Below are 16,586 nucleotides of genomic sequence, written 5' to 3' on the forward strand. Positions count from 1 at the left end.
CCCTAGTGGTCTGCGAGCGGGCGGAAGCGGCGGAGCCGGAGGCTGTTGGACACGACGAAGACCGAGCTGAAGGCCATCGCGGCGCCCGCGATCATCGGGTTGAGCAGCCCGGCCGCGGCGAGCGGGAGCGCGGCGACGTTGTAGGCGAACGCCCAGAAGAGGTTGCCCTTGATCGTCGCGAGGGTACGTCGGGCGAGCCGGATCGCGTCGGCCGCGACCCGGAGGTCGCCGCGGACCAGCGTCAGGTCGCTGGCCTCGATCGCGACGTCGGTCCCGGTCCCCATCGCCAGCCCCAGGTCCGCCTGGGCGAGCGCGGCGGCGTCGTTGATCCCGTCGCCGACCATCGCGACGACCCGACCCTCGTCCTGCAGCCGCTTGACCACGTCGACCTTGTCGGCGGGCAGCACCTCCGCGACGACGTCGGCCCCGTCGATGCCGACCTCCGCGGCCACCACCCGCGCGACCGAGCCGTGGTCGCCGGTCAGCAGCATCGGGCGCAGCCCGAGCTCGCGGAACCGGCGTACGGCCTCGGCGGAGGTGGGCTTCACCTCGTCGGCCACGAACAGCCACCCGCGGACGATCCCGTCCCAGACGACCTCCACGACCGTCTGCCCGGGCTGCTCGCCCTCGACGTCGCCGGTGGGCCGCCCGACCGCGACCTCGCGCCCCTCGACCCGCCCCGCGACACCGTGGCCGGCCGTGGCACCGAAGGCGTCGACCTCCGGCAGCACGCCTGCCTCCTCGCGAGCACCCGCAGCGATCGCCCGGCCGATGGGGTGCTCGGACGCGGCCTCGACGGCACCGGCGAGGCGCAGCACCTCTCCGGCGTCCTCCCCCTCGACGGACACGGTGGCGACCAGCGTCATCACGCCGGTGGTGACGGTGCCGGTCTTGTCGAGCACGACCGTGTCGACCCGGCGGGTCGACTCCAGCACCTCCGGACCCTTGATCAGGATGCCGAGCTGGGCGCCGCGCCCCGTGCCGACCATGAGCGCGGTGGGCGTCGCGAGTCCGAGGGCGCACGGGCAGGCGATGATCAGCACCGCCACCGAAGCGGTGAACGCCGCCGACCAGCCGGCGCCGGCCCCGACCCAGAAGCCGAGGGTGGCCACCGAGAGTGCGATCACGACGGGGACGAAGATCCCGGAGACCCGGTCGGCGAGGCGCTGCACCTCGGCCTTGCCGTTCTGGGCGTCCTCGACCAGCCGGGCCATCTGGGCCAGCTGGGTGTCGGCGCCGACCCGCGTGGCACGGACGACGAGACGTCCGCCTGCGTTGACGGTCGCGCCCACGACGGCGTCGCCGGGACCGACCTCGACGGGCACGGACTCCCCCGTGAGCATCGACTCGTCGACCGCCGAGCTCCCCTGCTCGACCTCCCCGTCGGTGGCGATCTTCTCGCCGGGCCGGACCACGAAGAGCATCCCCACGGCGAGCTGCTCGGTCGGGACCTGCACCTCGACCCCGTCGCGGAGCACCGCGACGTCGCGGGCGCCCAGCTCGAGCAGGGCCCGCAGCGCCGCACCGGCCCGTCGCTTCGACCTGGCCTCGAACCACCGCCCGGCGAGGATGAACGTCGTGACGCCCGCGGCCGCCTCGAGGTAGATGTTGCCGGCGCCGTCGGTGCGCTCGACGGTGAGCTCGAACGGGTGGGTCATGCCGGGCTCGCCGGCCGTCCCGAGGAAGAGCGCGTAGACCGACCAGCCGAGCGCCGCCAGGGTCCCCACCGACACCAGCGTGTCCATGGTCGTCGTCCCGTGGCGCAGGTTGAGCCAGGCAGCCCGGTGGAAGGGCCAGGCCCCCCACAGCACGACGGGGGCGGCCAGCGTGAGCGAGAGCCACTGCCAATAGGTGAACTGCCAGGCCGGCACCATCGCGAGCGCGACGACCGGGACGCTGAGCACGAGGGAGACCAGCGTTCGCCGGCGCAGCGCGTCGGCAGGGTCCTCGACGACCGGTCCGGGCTGCTCGTCGGCGGGACGCGGCAGCGCCGCTGCGTACCCGGCCTGCTCCACGGTCTCGACGAGCTGCTCCGGCGTGACCGTCCCCGGATAGGTCACCTTGGCCTTCTCGGTCGCGTAGTTGACCGTCGCCACGACCCCGTCGAGCTTGTTGAGCTTGCGCTCGATCCGGTTCGCGCAGGACGCGCAGGTCATGCCGCTGATGGCGAGCTCGATGTCAGTGGTCATGTCCGCCACCACCCCCGTGGCCGTCGGCCGTGGTCAGCGTGAAGGCGGCGGTGTGCACCGAACCTCGGTGCCGGAAGTCGAGGAAGAGCCGGTAGCGACCTTCGCTCGGCACCTCGGCCAGGAAGCCGATCTCCGGACCGGAGCCGGTCTCCTCGGGGTGCACGTGGAGGTAGGCGAGGTCGCCCTCGCGCAGCGCGACGAGGTGGCCGTACGAGCCGAGGTAGGGCTGCAGGTCGGTCACCGGCTCGCCCCCACGCGTCACGACGGCCGTGACCGGCGAGGACTCCCCCGCGGTCAGCCCGCCCTCGAGCCGGACGCGGTAGCCGTCGACCTGGGCGGTCCGGGTCACCGGCGTCGCACCGAGCGGCGCGAACGCGCCGGGCACCTGGACGTCGGTGCCCAGCACCAGCTCCGGCCCGCCCATCGGCGTGAAGTCGGCGAGCAGGCGGTTGGTGCCGGGCTCGAGCGTCGTGCGCGCCGTCCAGGTGCCGTCGCCTGCCAGGGTGGGGTGGACGTGCCGGTAGTGGGCGCCGTCGCGACGGATCGTGATCAGGTGCAGCGGCCGCTCGTGGACCTCGTCGTACGCCGTGACGGGCTCGCCGTCCGGGCCCAGGACCGTGAAGCGCAGGGGCCGGTCGGCGCCGGGCCGTGGCTGCGAGAGCAGCTCCAGGGTGTAGCCGTCCTGCGAGACCGCGAGGCCGCCGGGCTGCTCGGCCGGGGCCGGCTCGTCCTCGTGGTCGTCGTGGCCGGCGTCGACGTCGGCCTCGTCGTCGTGCGACTCCGAGGCGTGCGCCTCCTCGACGGGCTCGGCCCCGACCGGGCCGACCACCGAACCGAGCCCGAGGGCGGCGAGGAAGGCGATCGCCAGCCCCATCACGAAGGCGGCGACCCGCACAGGGGTGTTCATGCCACCTGGTAGCCGGCCTCCTCGACGGCGGCCCTCACGGCGGCGTCGTCGACCGGCTGGCTGCTGGTGATGGTCACGGCTCCGGTCTCGAGGACCACGTCGACCTGCTCCACGCCGGGGACCTCCTGGACCTCCTCGGTGACGGAGGCGACGCAGTGGCCGCAGGTCATGCCGGTGACGGTGTAGGTCTGGGTCTGGGTCTGGGTCTGGGACATCGGGTTCTCCTCGCGGTGGGCGGTGGTCAGGACCGGACGAGCCGCGCGATGGCGTCGGAGGCCTCGCGGACCTTGACGTCGGCCTCGGGCCCGCCCTCGCGGGCGGCGTCGACCACGCAGTGGGTGAGGTGGTCGTGCAGCAGCGTCAGCGCGACCGACTCCAGCGCCTTGGTCGCCGCGGAGACCTGGGTCAGGACGTCGATGCAGTACTTCTCGTCCTCGACCATGCGCTGCAGGCCGCGCACCTGCCCCTCGATGCGACGCAGCCGCTTGAGCACCGCGTCCTTGTTGTCGTGGGCGAGGTAGCCGTGCTGGTGGGCGTCGGTCATGCCCGACACCATACCCCCCTATGGTATTCAGGGCAAGGCCGCGACCGTCTCAGCCGCCCGGCAGCAGCTCCGGGTCGAGCTCGGCGAGCAGCCGCAGGCCGAGCGCCGCACGGCGTACGCGCTCCCGGCCCAGCGCCTCGGCGGTGCCGGCCAGGTGCTCGCCCACCGGATAGAGCGCGGGCGCGTTGCGCACACCGAACTTCAGGTAGACCGGGGCCATCGCCCGGACCATCGAGGCGATCTCGTAGCTGCGCACCACACCCCCCTGGTCGTCGGGACACTCCACGTAGATGTCGAGCGGCACGCTGGTCACGGCCCGCATCTCCGCCAGGTCGGCGACCGGGAGGTCGGTGGAGACGTTGAGACTCGTGGCGCCGAGCCGCTCGTAGACGGCGGCGGTGGGCGCGTTGGTCAGCGGCATCACCACCGAGGTCTTGAGCACCAGGTCGGCCGGCAGGTCGCCCGCTTCCTTGCGCCGGTGGAGCAGGTCGAGGACCCCGAGGTCACCCACGAGCAGGCTGCGTACGCCGAGCCGGCAGGCCCGGTCGGCCTCGGCGAGGCACGCCGCGACGGCGGCGTTGCCGCGGGCGGCCCCACCGACGGCGGCCGTCACCCGCGCCTGGGCGCCGGTGTCCCAGGCGCCGCGGGGGCCGAGGAAGAGGTTGACCTCGATGCCGTGGGCCGCGCCGAGCTGGACCATCTCGGTGATCTCGGTGTCGGAGAGCATCATCACGCCCGACCCCTGCGAGACCCGGTGCACGGGCACCCCGAGCTCCGTCGCCTGCTCGACGACCGCCCGCATCACTCGCGGCCCCTCGCAGCTCGGGATCTCGATCCGCCAGCGCGAGCCGTCCGGGAAGCGCGCCCCCGACTCGGGGAGGTCCCCGAGCACGCGGTGCCCGAGCCCCGACATCGTCTCCCGCATCTCCACCAGCGTCATGGCTGCTCCACCTCCGCCTCACCCAGCGTCGACCGCGTGCCGTCGACGCTGTCGATCCAGATCTCGAGCCGGGCGACCCCGTCGGCCACCGACACGACCCGTCCCCCGAGACGCATCTCCTCGTCCCGGAAGTCCATCCCGCGATAGCTCACCTGCAGCGAGCGCAGCCGGCCACCCGCCGGCACCTGCCCCCGGACGTAGCGCCCGAGCAGCGCGGCCTTGAGCAGCCCGTGGACCGAGAGCTCGCGGTGGCCCTGGTCGCGCGCGACGTCGAGGTCGTAGTGCATCTCGTAGAAGTCGCGGGACGCGCCGGCGTAGCGCACCAGCTGGCGCAGCGTCGGCACGACGGCCTGCCCCGGGAGCGCCGTCCCCTCGACCAGCGCGCTCACCGACGGATCCTGGTGCCGACGTGACGTACGGCGGTCCGCCCCTCGGCGTCCACGAAGTCGGTCTCGAAGGTGAGGATCGCCATCCGCCCGGAGCGACCCTCCTTGCCCACGACGTCGACCAGCCGGGTGGCCGAAGTCAGCGTGTCGCCGACCCGGACGGGGTGGTGGTGCTCGAAGCGGTCGCCCCCGTTGAGCCAGCCGTGCCCGCAGGCCCAGGCCTCGGGGAGCGGCGGCGGCTCGTCGAGGAAGCAGGCGACGTACGTCGGCGGTACCTCGTCGTCGGCGCTCCCCGGGTCGACCTCGTCGACCGCGGCCAGGAAGTCCTCGAGGTGGCGGCGCTCGACGGTGTCGGTGCGCTCGCGCAGCCGGGTGCCGACGGCCCCCACGAGGTCGGCGAGCTGCTGGTCCCAGTCGGCACCGCTCACTCCACGACCTCCGCCCGCGCCTCGCGCAGCCACACCAGGCTCTCCTCGCTGTGGCCGTCGAGCCGGTCCTCGATGCCGTCGAGGAAGGTGCGGTCGCCGTGGCTGTCGAGCTCGGCGAGCAGGGCGTCGGGATCGCCGGCCTCGACGAGGTCGAGCAGCCGCCGGTGGCGCCGGACGTCACCCTCGAAGTCCTCCTCGACCCGCTCCACGCGCGCCACCCGGTTGAGGGCCATGCACAGCTGCATCTGGAAGCGCAGCGACCGGTAGGCGGCCTCGAGCCGCCCGATCCCGGCCAGCGCGACGATCGAGACGTGGAAGTCGAAGGCACACTCGGTCCACTCCGCCTGGTTGCCGGCGCGGGCTGCGGCCTCGAGCCTGCTCATCGCGTCGCGGCAGCGCTGCAGCTTCACCTCGTCCCGCACCGGGACACCCACGCGCACCGCCAGCGTCTCGAAGTCGCGGCGGAGGGTGAAGATCTCGTAGACGTCGTGCAGGGTCAGCGGCGTGACGCTGACCCCCTTGCGGGGTTCCTGCAGGAGCAGCCCCTCGCGCTCGAGCAGCCGCAACGCCTCGCGCAGCGGCGGCCGGCTGATGCCGAGCTCCTCCGCGAGGGCGTTCTCCCGCAGCCGCTCACCTGGCGCGTAGGCGCCGGCGAGCACCTTGTGGCGCAGGGCGGCGGCGGCGAAGTCGACCAGGCTCGGTGGCCGCTCGTAGGCCGACGGACCGGTGCTGGACGCGCTCATCGGCGTCTCCTTCCCAGGGCCGGTCGCACACGACGTGGGACCGGGACCCCGATTGTCCCGGATCGGAATTGGTTCCACGAGAGCCCTTGCCTTCTGACGATAACCTATTGTAGACAATAGCCCATGTGGCGCCCATCACACCACCAGGACACCTCGCTGGCCGGCATCACGGTGCTCGAGATCGGCGCCTTCATGGCCGCCCCCTTCGGCACCATGCAGCTGGCCGACCTCGGGGCCGACGTCATCAAGATCGAGAACCCCGCCGGCGGTGACCCGGTCCGCGCGACCGGCCCGTTCCTCGACGAGGACTCCTCCCCCTTCCTGCGGCTCAACCGCAACAAGCGCTCGCTCGCGCTGGACCTCAAGTCCGAGGCCGGCGTGGAGGTGCTCCGCGACCTGCTGCGCACCGCGGACGTGCTGGTCGAGAACCTCCGCCCCGGCACCCTCGCCCGGCTCGGCTTCGGGTACGACGAGGTGCACGAGCTCAACCCGCGCCTGGTCTACGTCTCGGCCTCCGGCTGGGGCCAGGACGGCCCGCTGGCCGCGCTCCCCGGCCTCGACATCATGGCCCAGGCCCGCGCCGGCCTGATGAGCGTCACCGGCCCGCCGTCGGGCGAGCCGGCCAAGGTCGGCGTCCCGATCTGCGACCTGGTCTGCGGCCTCTACGTCGCGCTCGGCGCGCTCGCCGCGCTCCGGGCGCGGGAGACCACCGGCGAGGGCCAGCACGTCGACGTCTCCCTCTACGAGTCGGGCGTCTCGTTCGCGATCTGGGAGGCCGGGAAGTACTGGGCCACCGGCGAGGTCGGGCAGCCGCTCGGCTCCGCACACCAGTCGACCGCCCCGTACCAGGCCGTCCGCACCTCCGACGGCTGGGTGACCGTCGGCGCCGTGACCACCAAGACCTGGCGCGGCTTCTGCGACGCGCTCGACCTCGGGGACCTCCACGACGACCCGCGCTACGTCGACGCCTTCACCCGCCATGGCCACCGCGACACGCTCATCCCCGCGATCGAGGAGTCCACCACCCGACGGACGACCGCGGAGGTCGTGGAGCTGCTCGACGCCGCGGGCGTCCCGTGCGCACCGATCGCCGACATGGGCCAGGTCTTCACCGACGACCACCTCACCACCCGCGGCTTCTTCTGGGACGCGCCCCACCCGCGGCACGGCTCGGTCCGCCAGATCGGCTCGCCGATGCGGCTCGGGGGCACCCCGGTCGTGCAGGGCGCGTCGGGGCCCGACCTGGGCGGCGACACCCGCGACGTGCTGGCCGAGTGCGGCTACGACGACGACGCGATCGAGCGGCTGCTGGCCGACGGCGTGGTCGCCACCGACGTACCGGCCCCGGCCGGGGCCGGCAGCCCGGTCCCCGACCCGGACTGAGGATCCCCGGCCCTCCGACCTCCGACCACCACCGCACCGAGCAGGAGAACCATGAGCATCGAGACCGGCGTGACCGCCACCCTCGCCCGCACCGTCGGCGACGAGCACTGCACCACCCGCGGCCAGTACGACATCTTCTCCACGCCCAACCTCGTGCTGCTGATCGAGGAGGCCGCGATCGAGGCCCTGGCGCCCCACCTGGCGGCCGACCAGGACTCGGTCGGCAGCCGGGTCGACGTCTCCCACGTGGCCCCGACCCTCAAGGGACAGCAGGTCACGGCCGTCGCGACGGTGACCGGCGTCGACCGCCGGCGGGTGACCTTCGAGGTCGAGATCTCCGACGACGTCGAGGTCATCGGCCGCGCCACCCACGAGCGGTTCGTCGTCGACGTCCCCAAGCTCGAGGCCCGGCTCGCCGAGAAGCGCGAGGGCCTGACGTGACTCACCCGATCACTCCCCAGGGCGCGCGGCGCCGACCCATCCACCGAAAGAGGAACACGATGACCCGCTCACGCATCACCTCCACCGCCTGCATCCTCGCCTCCGCCGCCCTCGTGACGACGGGCTGCGCCGGGCCCACGCCAGCCAGCGAGGGGGGTGAGTGGACGCCCGAGGGCGACATGACGATGGTCGTGCCGTTCGCGGCGGGTGGCGGCAGCGACCTCTCCGGCCGGGCGATGGCCGCCGGTCTCGAGGGCGTGCAGGACGGGCTCAACGTCGCCGTGGAGAACCGCGACGGCGCCTCCGGCGCGGTCGGCTACTCCTACTTCCTCACCAAGGAGGGCGACCCCAACTACGTGCTCGCCACCGAGACCGCGCTGCTCGCGCTGCCGCTGACCCAGGACGTGGAGTTCGACTACACCAGCTTCACGCCGATCATGAAGGTCGGCGAGGACTTCACGCTGCTGGTGGTCGACGCCGACTCGCCGTACGAGACCTGCACCGACGTCGTCGACGCCGCCAAGAGCGAGCGCGTGATCGCCGGCATCTCGGGCGAGACCGGCCTGGACAACGTGGTGTTCACCCTCACCGAGCAGCAGATGGACGTCGAGTTCGACCGGGTCCCCTTCGAGTCCGGCAGCGAGCTCACCGCCGCCCTGCTCGGCGGCACCGTCGACATCGCCTCCCTCAACCCCGGCGAGGTGATCGGCCAGCTCGAGTCCGGTGACATCAAGGCCCTGTGCGCCTACGCGGACGAACGCTACGACTACCCCGAGCTCTCCGACATCCCCACCGCCAAGGAGCAGGGCATCGACGTCAGCTTCGCCCAGTTCCGCGGGCTGCTCGCCACCGGCGGGATCACCGAGAGCGAGAAGCAGGGCTGGATCGAGGCTGCGGAGGCCTTCGCCGACAGCGACGCCTACACCGAGTACGTCGAGAGCAACTACCTGCAGCCGGTGACGGCCTTCGGTGACGACTTCACCTCCTACCTCGAGTCCAACAGCGAGACCCTCGCAGGAGTCCTCGAGTGACACGCCACCTCAGCCTGGCGCGCAGCGGCGAGGTCCTCGTCTACCTCCTGCTGACCGTCGTCGGCCTGGTCGCCGTCGTGATGGGCCGTGGCTACGGCATCACCATCGAGGGCGGCCGGGTCGGGCCGGGCATGGTGCCGGTCGTGGCCGGCGGCTCGGTCGCGGTCCTGAGCGCGATCCTGCTGGCGCAGGCCGTGCGCCGGGCGGCGGCGGAGGCGCTGGACGCCGTACCCGTCCTGGACAGCGTGCAGGACGCCGACGACCAGGAGACCGACATCTTCGGCCGAACGGAGAAGGAGCGGGTCCGCCAGCTGTGGACCGTCTTCGGGCTGCTGCTGGCCACGCTCTTCCTCGTGACCTGGGTGGGCTTCCTGATCGCCTTCGGCCTGTTCATCTTCGTGGTCTCGACCTTCGTCGAGAAGCGCAAGCCGCTGGGGTCCGCGCTCGTAGCCGTGGCCGCCTGCACCTTCATCTACCTCGTCTTCGAGCTGTTCCTGCGCGTACCCCTGCCGCAGGGCCTGCTCGGGGTGTAGCGGACCGGGAGCCGACATGCTCGACAACCTCGCCCTGGGCTTCAGCACCGCGCTGACCCCGGAGAACCTGCTCTGGTGCTTCGTCGGCGTGCTCGCCGGCACCGTCATCGGGCTGCTGCCCGGCCTCGGGTCCAGCACCGGAGTCGCGGTGCTGATCCCGCTGACGCTGACCCTCGAGCCGGTGACCGCGCTGATCATGCTCGCCGGCATCTACTACGGCTCGCAGTACGGCGGCACCATCACCTCGGTGCTGATCTCGACACCGGGCGAGGCCGCGAGCGTGGTGACGACGCTCGACGGCTACCAGATGGCGAGGCAGGGCAGAGCGGGGTCCGCGCTGGCGATCGCCGCGATCGGCTCGTTCGTGGCGGCGATCTTCTCGCTGCTGCTGCTCGCCCTGGTCGCGCCGCCCATCGCCGACGTGGCCCTGCAGTTCGGGCCACCCGAGAACCTCGCGGTGATGATCCTCGGCTTCGCCACGATCATCAGCTTCTCGGGCGACTCCCGGATCAAGGGCCTGGCGATGGCCATGCTCGGCGTGCTGCTGGCGACCGTCGGGGTCCCCGCGGCCGGGGGCGAGGCCCGGTTCACCTTCGGCGACGTCAACCTGCTGGCCGGCATCCCGTACGTCGAGGTGATGATCGGCCTGTTCGCCGTCGGCGAGGTGATGTACCAGATCCGGGTCGGGGCGGACGCGCCGATCCAGGCGAGCTTCAAGGACATGACCATCACCCGCAAGGAGATCAGGCAGTCAGGTCCGGCGATCGGGCGCGGCAGCGTGCTGGGCTTCCTGCTGGGCTGCCTCCCGGGCGCCGGCTCGACGCTCGCCTCGTTCATGGCGTACGGCGTCGAGAAGCGGGTCTCGAAGAACGGCGACCAGTTCGGCAAGGGCGCCATCGAAGGCGTGGCAGCACCCGAGAGCGCCAACAACGCGGCCGCCAACGCCAACTTCATCCCGACCCTGACCCTGGGCATCCCCGGCGGTGCGACCACGGCCGTGCTGCTCGGCGCCTTCACCGTCTACGGCATCCAGCCGGGCCCGCTGCTCTTCGAGGAGCAGCCCGCCCTCGTGTGGGGCCTGCTGGCGTCCTTCTTCATCGGCAACGTGATGCTGCTGGTGCTGAACCTGCCGATGGCACCGGCGTTCGCGCAGATCCTGCGTGTCCCGTACGCCTACATGTACCCGCTGATCCTGCTCACCAGCTTCGTCGGCGCCTACTCCATCGACAACAACTACTTCAGCGTCTGGCTGGTCTTCGTCTTCGGCGTCGTCGGCTACTTCATGAAGCGCTACGACCTGCCCATGGCCCCGCTCGTGCTCGGCCTGGTGATCGGGTCGCTCTTCGAGAAGACGCTGGTGCAGACCTCCGCGGTCGGTGACGGTGACCTCGGCATCCTGTTCACCCGACCGATCTCGGCGGGCGTGCTGCTGCTGGCCTTCCTGTTCCTGGCCGGCCCGCCGCTGTTCCGCCTGGCGCTCCGCCTCACCGGCCGTTCCGCACACACGGCCGACTCCCTGACCGATCCCATGAAGCTCGACCGTTCGAAGGACGACCACCATGTCTGATCAGCTGCTCACCGAACGCCGGGGTGACATCCTCCTCGTCACGTTCAACCGCCCCGAGGCCCACAACGCGATGACGTGGGAGATGTACGACGGGCTCGTCGCCGCGTGCGAGGCCGCGGATGCCGACGACGAGGTCCGCTCGATGGTGCTCCACGGCGCCGGCGGCAAGGCGTTCATCGCCGGCACCGACATCGCCCAGTTCCGTGAGTTCTCCTCGGGCGCCGACGGGGTCGCCTACGAGGAGAGGATCGCGGCCGTCACCGACCGCCTCGAGCGGGTGCGCAAGCCCACCGTCGCCGCGATCGACGGCTACTGCATCGGCGGCGGCCTGGTGATCGCGTCGGTCTGCGACCTGCGGATCGCCACCACCACCGCCAAGTTCGGCGCCCCGATCGCCCGCACCCTCGGCAACTGCCTGTCGATGAACACCTACTCGCTGCTGGTCCACCACCTCGGCCCCGCCCGCACGCTCGACATGCTCCTGCGCGGCCGCTCGATCGACGCCGCCTCCGCGCTGGCGGCCGGGTTCGTCTCCGAGGTGTGCGAGTCCGACGAGCTCGACGCGCGGGTCACCGAGACCACCGACGTGCTCGCCTCTCACGCGCCGCTGACGATGTGGGCGACCAAGGAGGCCGTACGCCGGCTGCGGACCGCCTCGATCCCCGACGGCGACGACATCGTGTCGACCGTCTTCGGCAGCGAGGACTTCCGGCACGGCGTCGCCAGCTTCATGGCCAAGCAGAAGCCGACGTGGAGCGGCCGGTGACCGCCGCCGAGGACCTGCCCCTGGCCGGAACGCTGGTCGTCGACCTCTCCCGGGCGCTCGCCGGGCCGCACGCCGCGATGATGCTGGGCGACATGGGGGCCCGGGTGATCAAGGTCGAGTCACCCGGCACCGGGGACGACGCGCGCGGCTGGGGCCCACCGTTCGTCGGACCGGAGGACGACCCGCAGTCGACGTACTTCATGTCGGCCAACCGCAACAAGGAGTCGGTCCAGCTCGACCTCAAGAGCGAGGAGGGCCGGGCGACGCTCGGCGAGCTGCTGCGCCGGGCCGACGTGCTGGTCGAGAACTTCCGTCCCGGCGTGCTCGACCGGCTGGGCTTCCCGCCCGCGGCGCTGCACGAGGCGAACCCCGGCCTGGTGGTGCTCTCCATCTCCGGCTTCGGGCACGACGGCCCCGAGGGCGGCCGCGCAGGCTACGACCAGATCGCGCAGGGCGAGGCCGGGCTGATGTCGCTGACCGGACCCGGTCCCGGCTCCCCCACCCGCGTCGGGGTCCCGATCGGCGACCTGCTCGCCGGGATCTACGGCGCGTACGGCGTCGCCACCGCGCTCGCCGCCCGCGCCCGCACCGGTCGCGGCACCGTCGTCCGGACCTCGCTGCTCGCCGCGCTCGTCGGCGTCCACGCCTTCCAGGGCACCCGCCACACCGTCGCGGGCGAGGTGCCGCAGGCCCAGGGCAACCACCACCCGACGATCTCGCCCTACGGCGCCTTCGGCTGCCGCGACGGGATGCTGCAGATCGCGGTCGGCAACGACGCGCAGTGGCTGCGGCTGCTCGACGTGCTGGACCTGCCGGGCGACGACCCCCGCTTCACGACCAACGGCGAGCGTCGCGAGCGCCGCGAGGAGCTCACCAAGGTGATCGAGGACGTCCTGATGACCGAGGACCGCGACACCTGGCTGGCCCGGCTCGCCGAGGCCGGCGTGCCGGCCGGGGCGATCCGCACCCTCGACGAGGTGTACGCCTGGGACCAGGCGCGCTCCCAGGGGCTGCTGGTGGAGGTGGACCACCCCACGGCGGGCCGGATCGGCCTGCCGGGACCGGCGCTGCGCCTGTTCGACACCGACGGCGAGGAGGTCCGGCGCGAGCACCGGCCCCCGCCGCTGCTGGCCGAGCACGACGACGCGGTCCGTGCCTGGCTCGAGGAGAAGCAGTGATCCCGGACGCGGAGGACGCCCCGGCGCACACGCTGATGCGGGGCGCCGGGGGCTGGCACTACCGCGACGCCGACGGCTTCCGGTCGCTGCCCGCGGGCACGACGCTCTCCACGCTGCTGGCCCTCCCCGCGGCGCGGCTGCGGGAGGACCTGGCCGCCGCCCCCGAGGGAGCGGCCCCGGAGGCTGTGCTCGCGCCCGTCGACCCCCACACCGAGGTCTGGGCCGCCGGGGTGACGTACGAGACCTCCCGCGCCGGCCGTGCCGAGGAGAGCGCCCACGCGGACCTCTACCTCGACGTCTACGACGCCGACCGGCCCGAGCTGTTCTTCAAGGCCGTCGGCTGGCGGGTCCGCGGACCGGGCGAGACGGTGGGGATCCGGGCCGACTCGACGTGGGACGTCCCGGAACCCGAGCTCGCCCTGGTGTGCAACGCGGTCGGCGAGGTCGTCGGCCACACCGCCTGCAACGACGTGAGCTCGCGCAGCATCGAGGGCGCGAACCCGCTCTACCTCCCCCAGGCCAAGGTCTACCGGCACTCCTGCGCCCTGGGCCCGTGGATCCGGATGGCCTGGGCCGTCGCCGACCCCTACGCCCTGGGCATCGAGGCCGAGATCCGTCGCGCCGGCAGGACCACCTGGTCGGGCGCCACCTCGACCGCCTCGATCCACCGTCGCTTCCCCGACCTCACCGGCGCGCTGTTCGCCGGCGACCACTACCCCCATGGCGTCGTCCTCGCCACCGGCACCTCCGCGGTCCCCGAGTCCGACGTCACCCTCGCCGAGGGTGACGTGGTGACGGTGCGTGTCGAGGAGGTCGGCGCCCTGACCAACCCCGTCGTCCGGGTCGGACCCGGCACACCAGAGGAGTCACGATGAGCCACACCCCCCTGTTCACCGGCGTCGGCGTCGCGCTGGTCACGCTGTTCGACGACGAGGGAGCCGTCGACGCCCGCGCCACGGCCGACCTCGCCCTCGAGCTGGTCGGCGCCGGGATGCGCTCGGTCGTCGTCACCGGCACGACCGGGGAGGCGGCAGCACTCTCGGCCGAGGAACGGGTCGCGGTCGTCCGCGCCGTTCGCGAGGCCGTTCCGACCGACGTACCCGTCGTCGCCGGCACCGGCGCTCCCACGGGACGGACCGCCGCCGGCTTCACCCGGGACGCCCTCGCGGCCGGGGCCGACGCCGTCCTGGTGCTCTCGCCGCACGGAGTCGTCGACCCGCGCCCCTACTTCGACCAGGTGGTCCGCGCCGCCGACGGTGGCCACGTGCTCGGCTACCACTTCCCGGCGTTCGCCGCCCCCGGGATCGAGGTGCCGGTGCTCGCCGAGCTCGGCATCGACGGCGTCAAGGACTCCAGCGGCGACGCCGAGCGGCTGCTGCGCGAGGTGACCGAGCTGGACGGGCTCCCGGTCTACGTCGGCTCCTCGGCGGTCCTCGTCCAGGCCGGCGCAACCGGCGTCGCGGGGGCGATCCTCACGATGGCCAACGCCGAGCCCGAGCTCTGCGTACGCGCCTTCGCCGGCGACGGCGACGCCCAGCGCGAGCTGATGACGGCCCACCTCGTCGGCACCCGCGACCTGCCCGACGGCATCAAGGCACTGGTCGCCAAGCGCTTCGGCACGAGCACCGTCGCACGGGTGGGACGGTGAGCGCGCCGCTGCTGGTCCCCTTCGGCGGAGCCACGCCGGAGGTCCACGACGGCGCCTTCGTCGCCCCCGGCGCGACCCTGGTCGGGGCGGTCACGCTCCACGACGGCTCATCCGTCTGGTACGGCGCGGTGCTGCGGGCCGATGCCGAGCCGATCACGCTCGGGGAGGGCAGCAACGTCCAGGACGGCTGTGTCGTCCACACCGACACCGGCTTCCCGGTGACCCTCGGCCGCGACGTCAACGTCGGCCACGGCGCGGTGCTCCACGGCTGCACGATCGGTGACGAGGTGCTGGTGGGCATGGGCTCGCGGATCCTCAACGGCGCGCGGATCGGCGACCGCTGCCTGGTCGCCGCCGGGGCGGTCGTCCTCGAGGGCGCCGACATCCCGGCCGGCAGCCTCGTGGCCGGGGTCCCCGCCAAGGTGCGCCGCGAGCTGACCGCCGAGGAGGCCGACGGCCTGCGCGACAACGCCGTGCTCTACCACGGCCTGCGCGAGCAGCACCGCGAGGCGACGAGCGCCCCATGAGCGACTGGCTGGAGGAGCTCCGCGGGCTGCTGCCCGCCGACGTGCTCGTCGAGGACCCCGACGTCGTCGCGGCGTACGCCGTCGACCGCGCCGGCCAGGAGCACGGCACCGCCCGGGCACTGGCCCGGGTCCGGACGACCGAGCAGGTCTCGACCTGCCTCGAGGTCGCCGACCGGCACGGCACCCCGGTCGTCACCCGCGGCGCTGGCAGCGGCCTCTGCGGGGGTGCCAACGCCCTCGATGGCTGCCTGCTGCTCTCGACCGAGCGGCTCGACCGCGTCGTCGAGCTCGACCGCGCCAACCGGGTGATGGTGGTGGAGCCGGGGGTGGTCACCGCGACCATCCGCTCCCTAGCCGCCGAGGCAGGTCTCCACTACCCGCCCGACCCGGGCAGCGTCGGCTTCGCCACGATCGGTGGCAACGTCGCGACCAACGCGGGCGGGCTGTGCTGCGTGAAGTACGGCGTGACCGGCGACTTCGTGCGCGCGCTCGAGGTGGTGCTGCCCAGCGGCGAGGTGGTCCGGACCGGGCACCGCACCGTCAAGGGAGTCGCCGGGCTCGACCTCACCAGCCTGCTGGTCGGCTCGGAAGGGGCGCTCGGGGTCATCACCGGCATCACGCTCGGCCTGCTCCCCGCCCCACCGCCGGCAGCGACCGTGGTCGCGACGTTCGACGAGTTCACCGACGCGGGTCGCGCCATCGCCGAGGTGGTCGCGCAGGGGCTCGTCCCCTCCCTGCTCGAGGTGATGGACCGGGCCACCGTGACGGCCGTGGACCGGATGACCGGCATGGGGCTCGGCGAGCCCGCGGCGATGCTGCTCGCGCAGAGCGACACGACCCACGCGGCGGAGGACGCCGAACGGCTGGCCGGGATCTTCACGTCCTGCGGCGCGACCGACATCGCCCACACCGACGACGCCGAGGAGGGCGCCCAGCTGATGGCGGCGCGGCGGCTGGCGTACGAGGCCCTGGAACCGCTCGGCACCCTGCTCGTCGACGACGTCTGCGTGCCGGTCGACCAGCTGCCCGGGTTGATCGCGACCATCGAGCGGATCGCCGACGAGGTCGGGTTGACCATCGCCACCGTCGGCCACGCCGGCGACGGCAACCTGCACCCCAACATCGTCCACGACGGCCACGACCCCGCCTCCGTCGCCGCGGCCCGGAGGGCGTTCGACGCCATCCTCACCGCGGCGCTCGAGGTGGGCGGCACCGTGACCGGTGAGCACGGCGTCGGACGCCTCAAACCGGACTGGGTGGGGCGCGAGGTCGGGCCGGTCTCGGCCCGGCTGCAGGCGGGCATCAAGGAGGTCTTCGACCCCCACGGGATCCTCAACCCCGGCCGGGGCCTGCCGCTCCCCTGACCGTTCGACCC

The 16,586-nt window shown here is 72.9% G+C and carries 19 protein-coding genes; 11 read left to right on the forward strand and 8 right to left on the reverse strand.

Translation table 11 applies throughout. The annotated features are described in order from the left end of the window. Positions 1-2: 2 nt before the first annotated feature. From EXE57_RS11525 to EXE57_RS11560, 8 genes are read right to left on the reverse strand one after another with little or no spacing between them, the layout of a single operon-like run. Positions 3-2,189 (reverse strand): heavy metal translocating P-type ATPase, encoded by a 2,187-nt coding sequence (locus EXE57_RS11525; protein ID WP_135077647.1) that lies wholly within the window; start codon positions 2,187-2,189, stop codon positions 3-5. Then, positions 2,179-3,096, reverse strand: a complete 918-nt coding sequence (locus EXE57_RS11530; protein ID WP_135077649.1) for a hypothetical protein — start codon at positions 3,094-3,096, stop codon at positions 2,179-2,181. Before EXE57_RS11530 ends, EXE57_RS11525 begins: the two co-directional genes overlap by 11 nt. Further along, positions 3,093-3,311, reverse strand: coding sequence for a heavy-metal-associated domain-containing protein (locus EXE57_RS11535; RefSeq protein ID WP_135077651.1), 219 nt, complete (start codon positions 3,309-3,311; stop codon positions 3,093-3,095). The genes EXE57_RS11530 and EXE57_RS11535 overlap by 4 nt, the downstream gene beginning before the upstream one ends. Positions 3,312-3,337: 26 nt before the next feature. Then, positions 3,338-3,640: a metal-sensitive transcriptional regulator gene (locus tag EXE57_RS11540; protein ID WP_135077653.1), complete on the reverse strand. Its 303-nt coding sequence runs from the start codon at positions 3,638-3,640 to the stop codon at positions 3,338-3,340. 49 nt (positions 3,641-3,689) lie between these two features. Further along, a complete protein-coding gene (locus tag EXE57_RS11545; RefSeq protein WP_135077655.1) occupies positions 3,690-4,580 on the reverse strand; it encodes a U32 family peptidase in 891 nt (296 codons plus the stop codon). Further along, on the reverse strand, positions 4,577-4,969 hold the full coding sequence (locus EXE57_RS11550; protein ID WP_135077657.1) for a hotdog family protein: 393 nt from the start codon (positions 4,967-4,969) through the stop codon (positions 4,577-4,579). Before EXE57_RS11550 ends, EXE57_RS11545 begins: the two co-directional genes overlap by 4 nt. Continuing rightward, on the reverse strand, positions 4,966-5,394 hold the full coding sequence (locus EXE57_RS11555; RefSeq protein WP_167305884.1) for an FAS1-like dehydratase domain-containing protein: 429 nt from the start codon (positions 5,392-5,394) through the stop codon (positions 4,966-4,968). The genes EXE57_RS11550 and EXE57_RS11555 overlap by 4 nt, the downstream gene beginning before the upstream one ends. Continuing rightward, on the reverse strand, positions 5,391-6,137 hold the full coding sequence (locus EXE57_RS11560; RefSeq protein ID WP_135077661.1) for a GntR family transcriptional regulator: 747 nt from the start codon (positions 6,135-6,137) through the stop codon (positions 5,391-5,393). The genes EXE57_RS11555 and EXE57_RS11560 overlap by 4 nt, the downstream gene beginning before the upstream one ends. A 123-nt stretch (positions 6,138-6,260) precedes the next feature. On the opposite strand from EXE57_RS11560, the gene EXE57_RS11565 reads away from it, so the two are divergent. The 11 genes from EXE57_RS11565 to EXE57_RS11615 are packed head-to-tail and all read left to right on the forward strand — an operon-like array spanning position 6,261 to position 16,575. Then, the gene (locus tag EXE57_RS11565; protein WP_135077663.1) at positions 6,261-7,520 is read left to right on the forward strand and encodes a CaiB/BaiF CoA transferase family protein; all 1,260 of its coding nucleotides are present in this window, start codon (positions 6,261-6,263) and stop codon (positions 7,518-7,520) included. A gap of 51 nt (positions 7,521-7,571) precedes the next feature. Beyond that, the gene (locus tag EXE57_RS11570; protein ID WP_135077665.1) at positions 7,572-7,961 is read left to right on the forward strand and encodes a thioesterase family protein; all 390 of its coding nucleotides are present in this window, start codon (positions 7,572-7,574) and stop codon (positions 7,959-7,961) included. 59 nt (positions 7,962-8,020) lie between these two features. Continuing rightward, a complete protein-coding gene (locus tag EXE57_RS11575; protein ID WP_135077667.1) occupies positions 8,021-8,992 on the forward strand; it encodes a tripartite tricarboxylate transporter substrate binding protein in 972 nt (323 codons plus the stop codon). Next, positions 8,989-9,525: a tripartite tricarboxylate transporter TctB family protein gene (locus EXE57_RS11580; protein ID WP_135077669.1), complete on the forward strand. Its 537-nt coding sequence runs from the start codon at positions 8,989-8,991 to the stop codon at positions 9,523-9,525. Before EXE57_RS11575 ends, EXE57_RS11580 begins: the two co-directional genes overlap by 4 nt. 16 nt (positions 9,526-9,541) lie before the next feature. Beyond that, the gene (locus tag EXE57_RS11585; RefSeq protein WP_135077671.1) at positions 9,542-11,092 is read left to right on the forward strand and encodes a tripartite tricarboxylate transporter permease; all 1,551 of its coding nucleotides are present in this window, start codon (positions 9,542-9,544) and stop codon (positions 11,090-11,092) included. Next, positions 11,085-11,858: an enoyl-CoA hydratase/isomerase family protein gene (locus EXE57_RS11590; protein WP_135077673.1), complete on the forward strand. Its 774-nt coding sequence runs from the start codon at positions 11,085-11,087 to the stop codon at positions 11,856-11,858. The genes EXE57_RS11585 and EXE57_RS11590 overlap by 8 nt, the downstream gene beginning before the upstream one ends. After that, entirely contained in the window at positions 11,843-13,036 is a 1,194-nt protein-coding gene (locus EXE57_RS11595) for a CaiB/BaiF CoA transferase family protein (RefSeq protein WP_244246796.1), read from the forward strand. Before EXE57_RS11590 ends, EXE57_RS11595 begins: the two co-directional genes overlap by 16 nt. After that, positions 13,033-13,911: a fumarylacetoacetate hydrolase family protein gene (locus EXE57_RS11600; RefSeq protein WP_244246797.1), complete on the forward strand. Its 879-nt coding sequence runs from the start codon at positions 13,033-13,035 to the stop codon at positions 13,909-13,911. The genes EXE57_RS11595 and EXE57_RS11600 overlap by 4 nt, the downstream gene beginning before the upstream one ends. Further along, positions 13,908-14,684, forward strand: a complete 777-nt coding sequence (locus tag EXE57_RS11605) for a dihydrodipicolinate synthase family protein (RefSeq protein ID WP_135077675.1) — start codon at positions 13,908-13,910, stop codon at positions 14,682-14,684. Before EXE57_RS11600 ends, EXE57_RS11605 begins: the two co-directional genes overlap by 4 nt. Continuing rightward, entirely contained in the window at positions 14,681-15,211 is a 531-nt protein-coding gene (locus EXE57_RS11610; RefSeq protein ID WP_135077677.1) for a gamma carbonic anhydrase family protein, read from the forward strand. The genes EXE57_RS11605 and EXE57_RS11610 overlap by 4 nt, the downstream gene beginning before the upstream one ends. Beyond that, complete coding sequence (locus EXE57_RS11615) at positions 15,208-16,575, forward strand: FAD-binding oxidoreductase (RefSeq protein WP_135077679.1); 1,368 nt, start codon at positions 15,208-15,210, stop codon at positions 16,573-16,575. Before EXE57_RS11610 ends, EXE57_RS11615 begins: the two co-directional genes overlap by 4 nt. The last annotated feature ends 11 nt before the right edge of the window (positions 16,576-16,586 follow it).

The sequence above is a fragment of the Nocardioides euryhalodurans genome (assembly GCF_004564375.1).
GTDB lineage: Bacteria > Actinomycetota > Actinomycetes > Propionibacteriales > Nocardioidaceae > Nocardioides > Nocardioides euryhalodurans.

Excerpts from the sequence above, each read along its gene's own strand:
- EXE57_RS11605 (WP_135077675.1), top strand. The coding sequence starts at position 13,908 with ATGAGCCACACCCCCCTGTTCACCGGCGTCGGCGTCGCGCTGGTCACG.
- EXE57_RS11565 (WP_135077663.1), top strand. The coding sequence starts at position 6,261 with ATGTGGCGCCCATCACACCACCAGGACACCTCGCTGGCCGGCATCACG.
- EXE57_RS11535 (WP_135077651.1), bottom strand. The coding sequence starts at position 3,311 with ATGTCCCAGACCCAGACCCAGACCCAGACCTACACCGTCACCGGCATG.
- EXE57_RS11585 (WP_135077671.1), top strand. The coding sequence starts at position 9,542 with ATGCTCGACAACCTCGCCCTGGGCTTCAGCACCGCGCTGACCCCGGAG.
- EXE57_RS11560 (WP_135077661.1), bottom strand. The coding sequence starts at position 6,137 with ATGAGCGCGTCCAGCACCGGTCCGTCGGCCTACGAGCGGCCACCGAGC.
- EXE57_RS11575 (WP_135077667.1), top strand. The coding sequence starts at position 8,021 with ATGACCCGCTCACGCATCACCTCCACCGCCTGCATCCTCGCCTCCGCC.
- EXE57_RS11570 (WP_135077665.1), top strand. The coding sequence starts at position 7,572 with ATGAGCATCGAGACCGGCGTGACCGCCACCCTCGCCCGCACCGTCGGC.
- EXE57_RS11545 (WP_135077655.1), bottom strand. The coding sequence starts at position 4,580 with ATGACGCTGGTGGAGATGCGGGAGACGATGTCGGGGCTCGGGCACCGC.
- EXE57_RS11530 (WP_135077649.1), bottom strand. The coding sequence starts at position 3,096 with ATGAACACCCCTGTGCGGGTCGCCGCCTTCGTGATGGGGCTGGCGATC.
- EXE57_RS11540 (WP_135077653.1), bottom strand. The coding sequence starts at position 3,640 with ATGACCGACGCCCACCAGCACGGCTACCTCGCCCACGACAACAAGGAC.
- EXE57_RS11525 (WP_135077647.1), bottom strand. The coding sequence starts at position 2,189 with ATGACCACTGACATCGAGCTCGCCATCAGCGGCATGACCTGCGCGTCC.
- EXE57_RS11615 (WP_135077679.1), top strand. The coding sequence starts at position 15,208 with ATGAGCGACTGGCTGGAGGAGCTCCGCGGGCTGCTGCCCGCCGACGTG.
- EXE57_RS11590 (WP_135077673.1), top strand. The coding sequence starts at position 11,085 with ATGTCTGATCAGCTGCTCACCGAACGCCGGGGTGACATCCTCCTCGTC.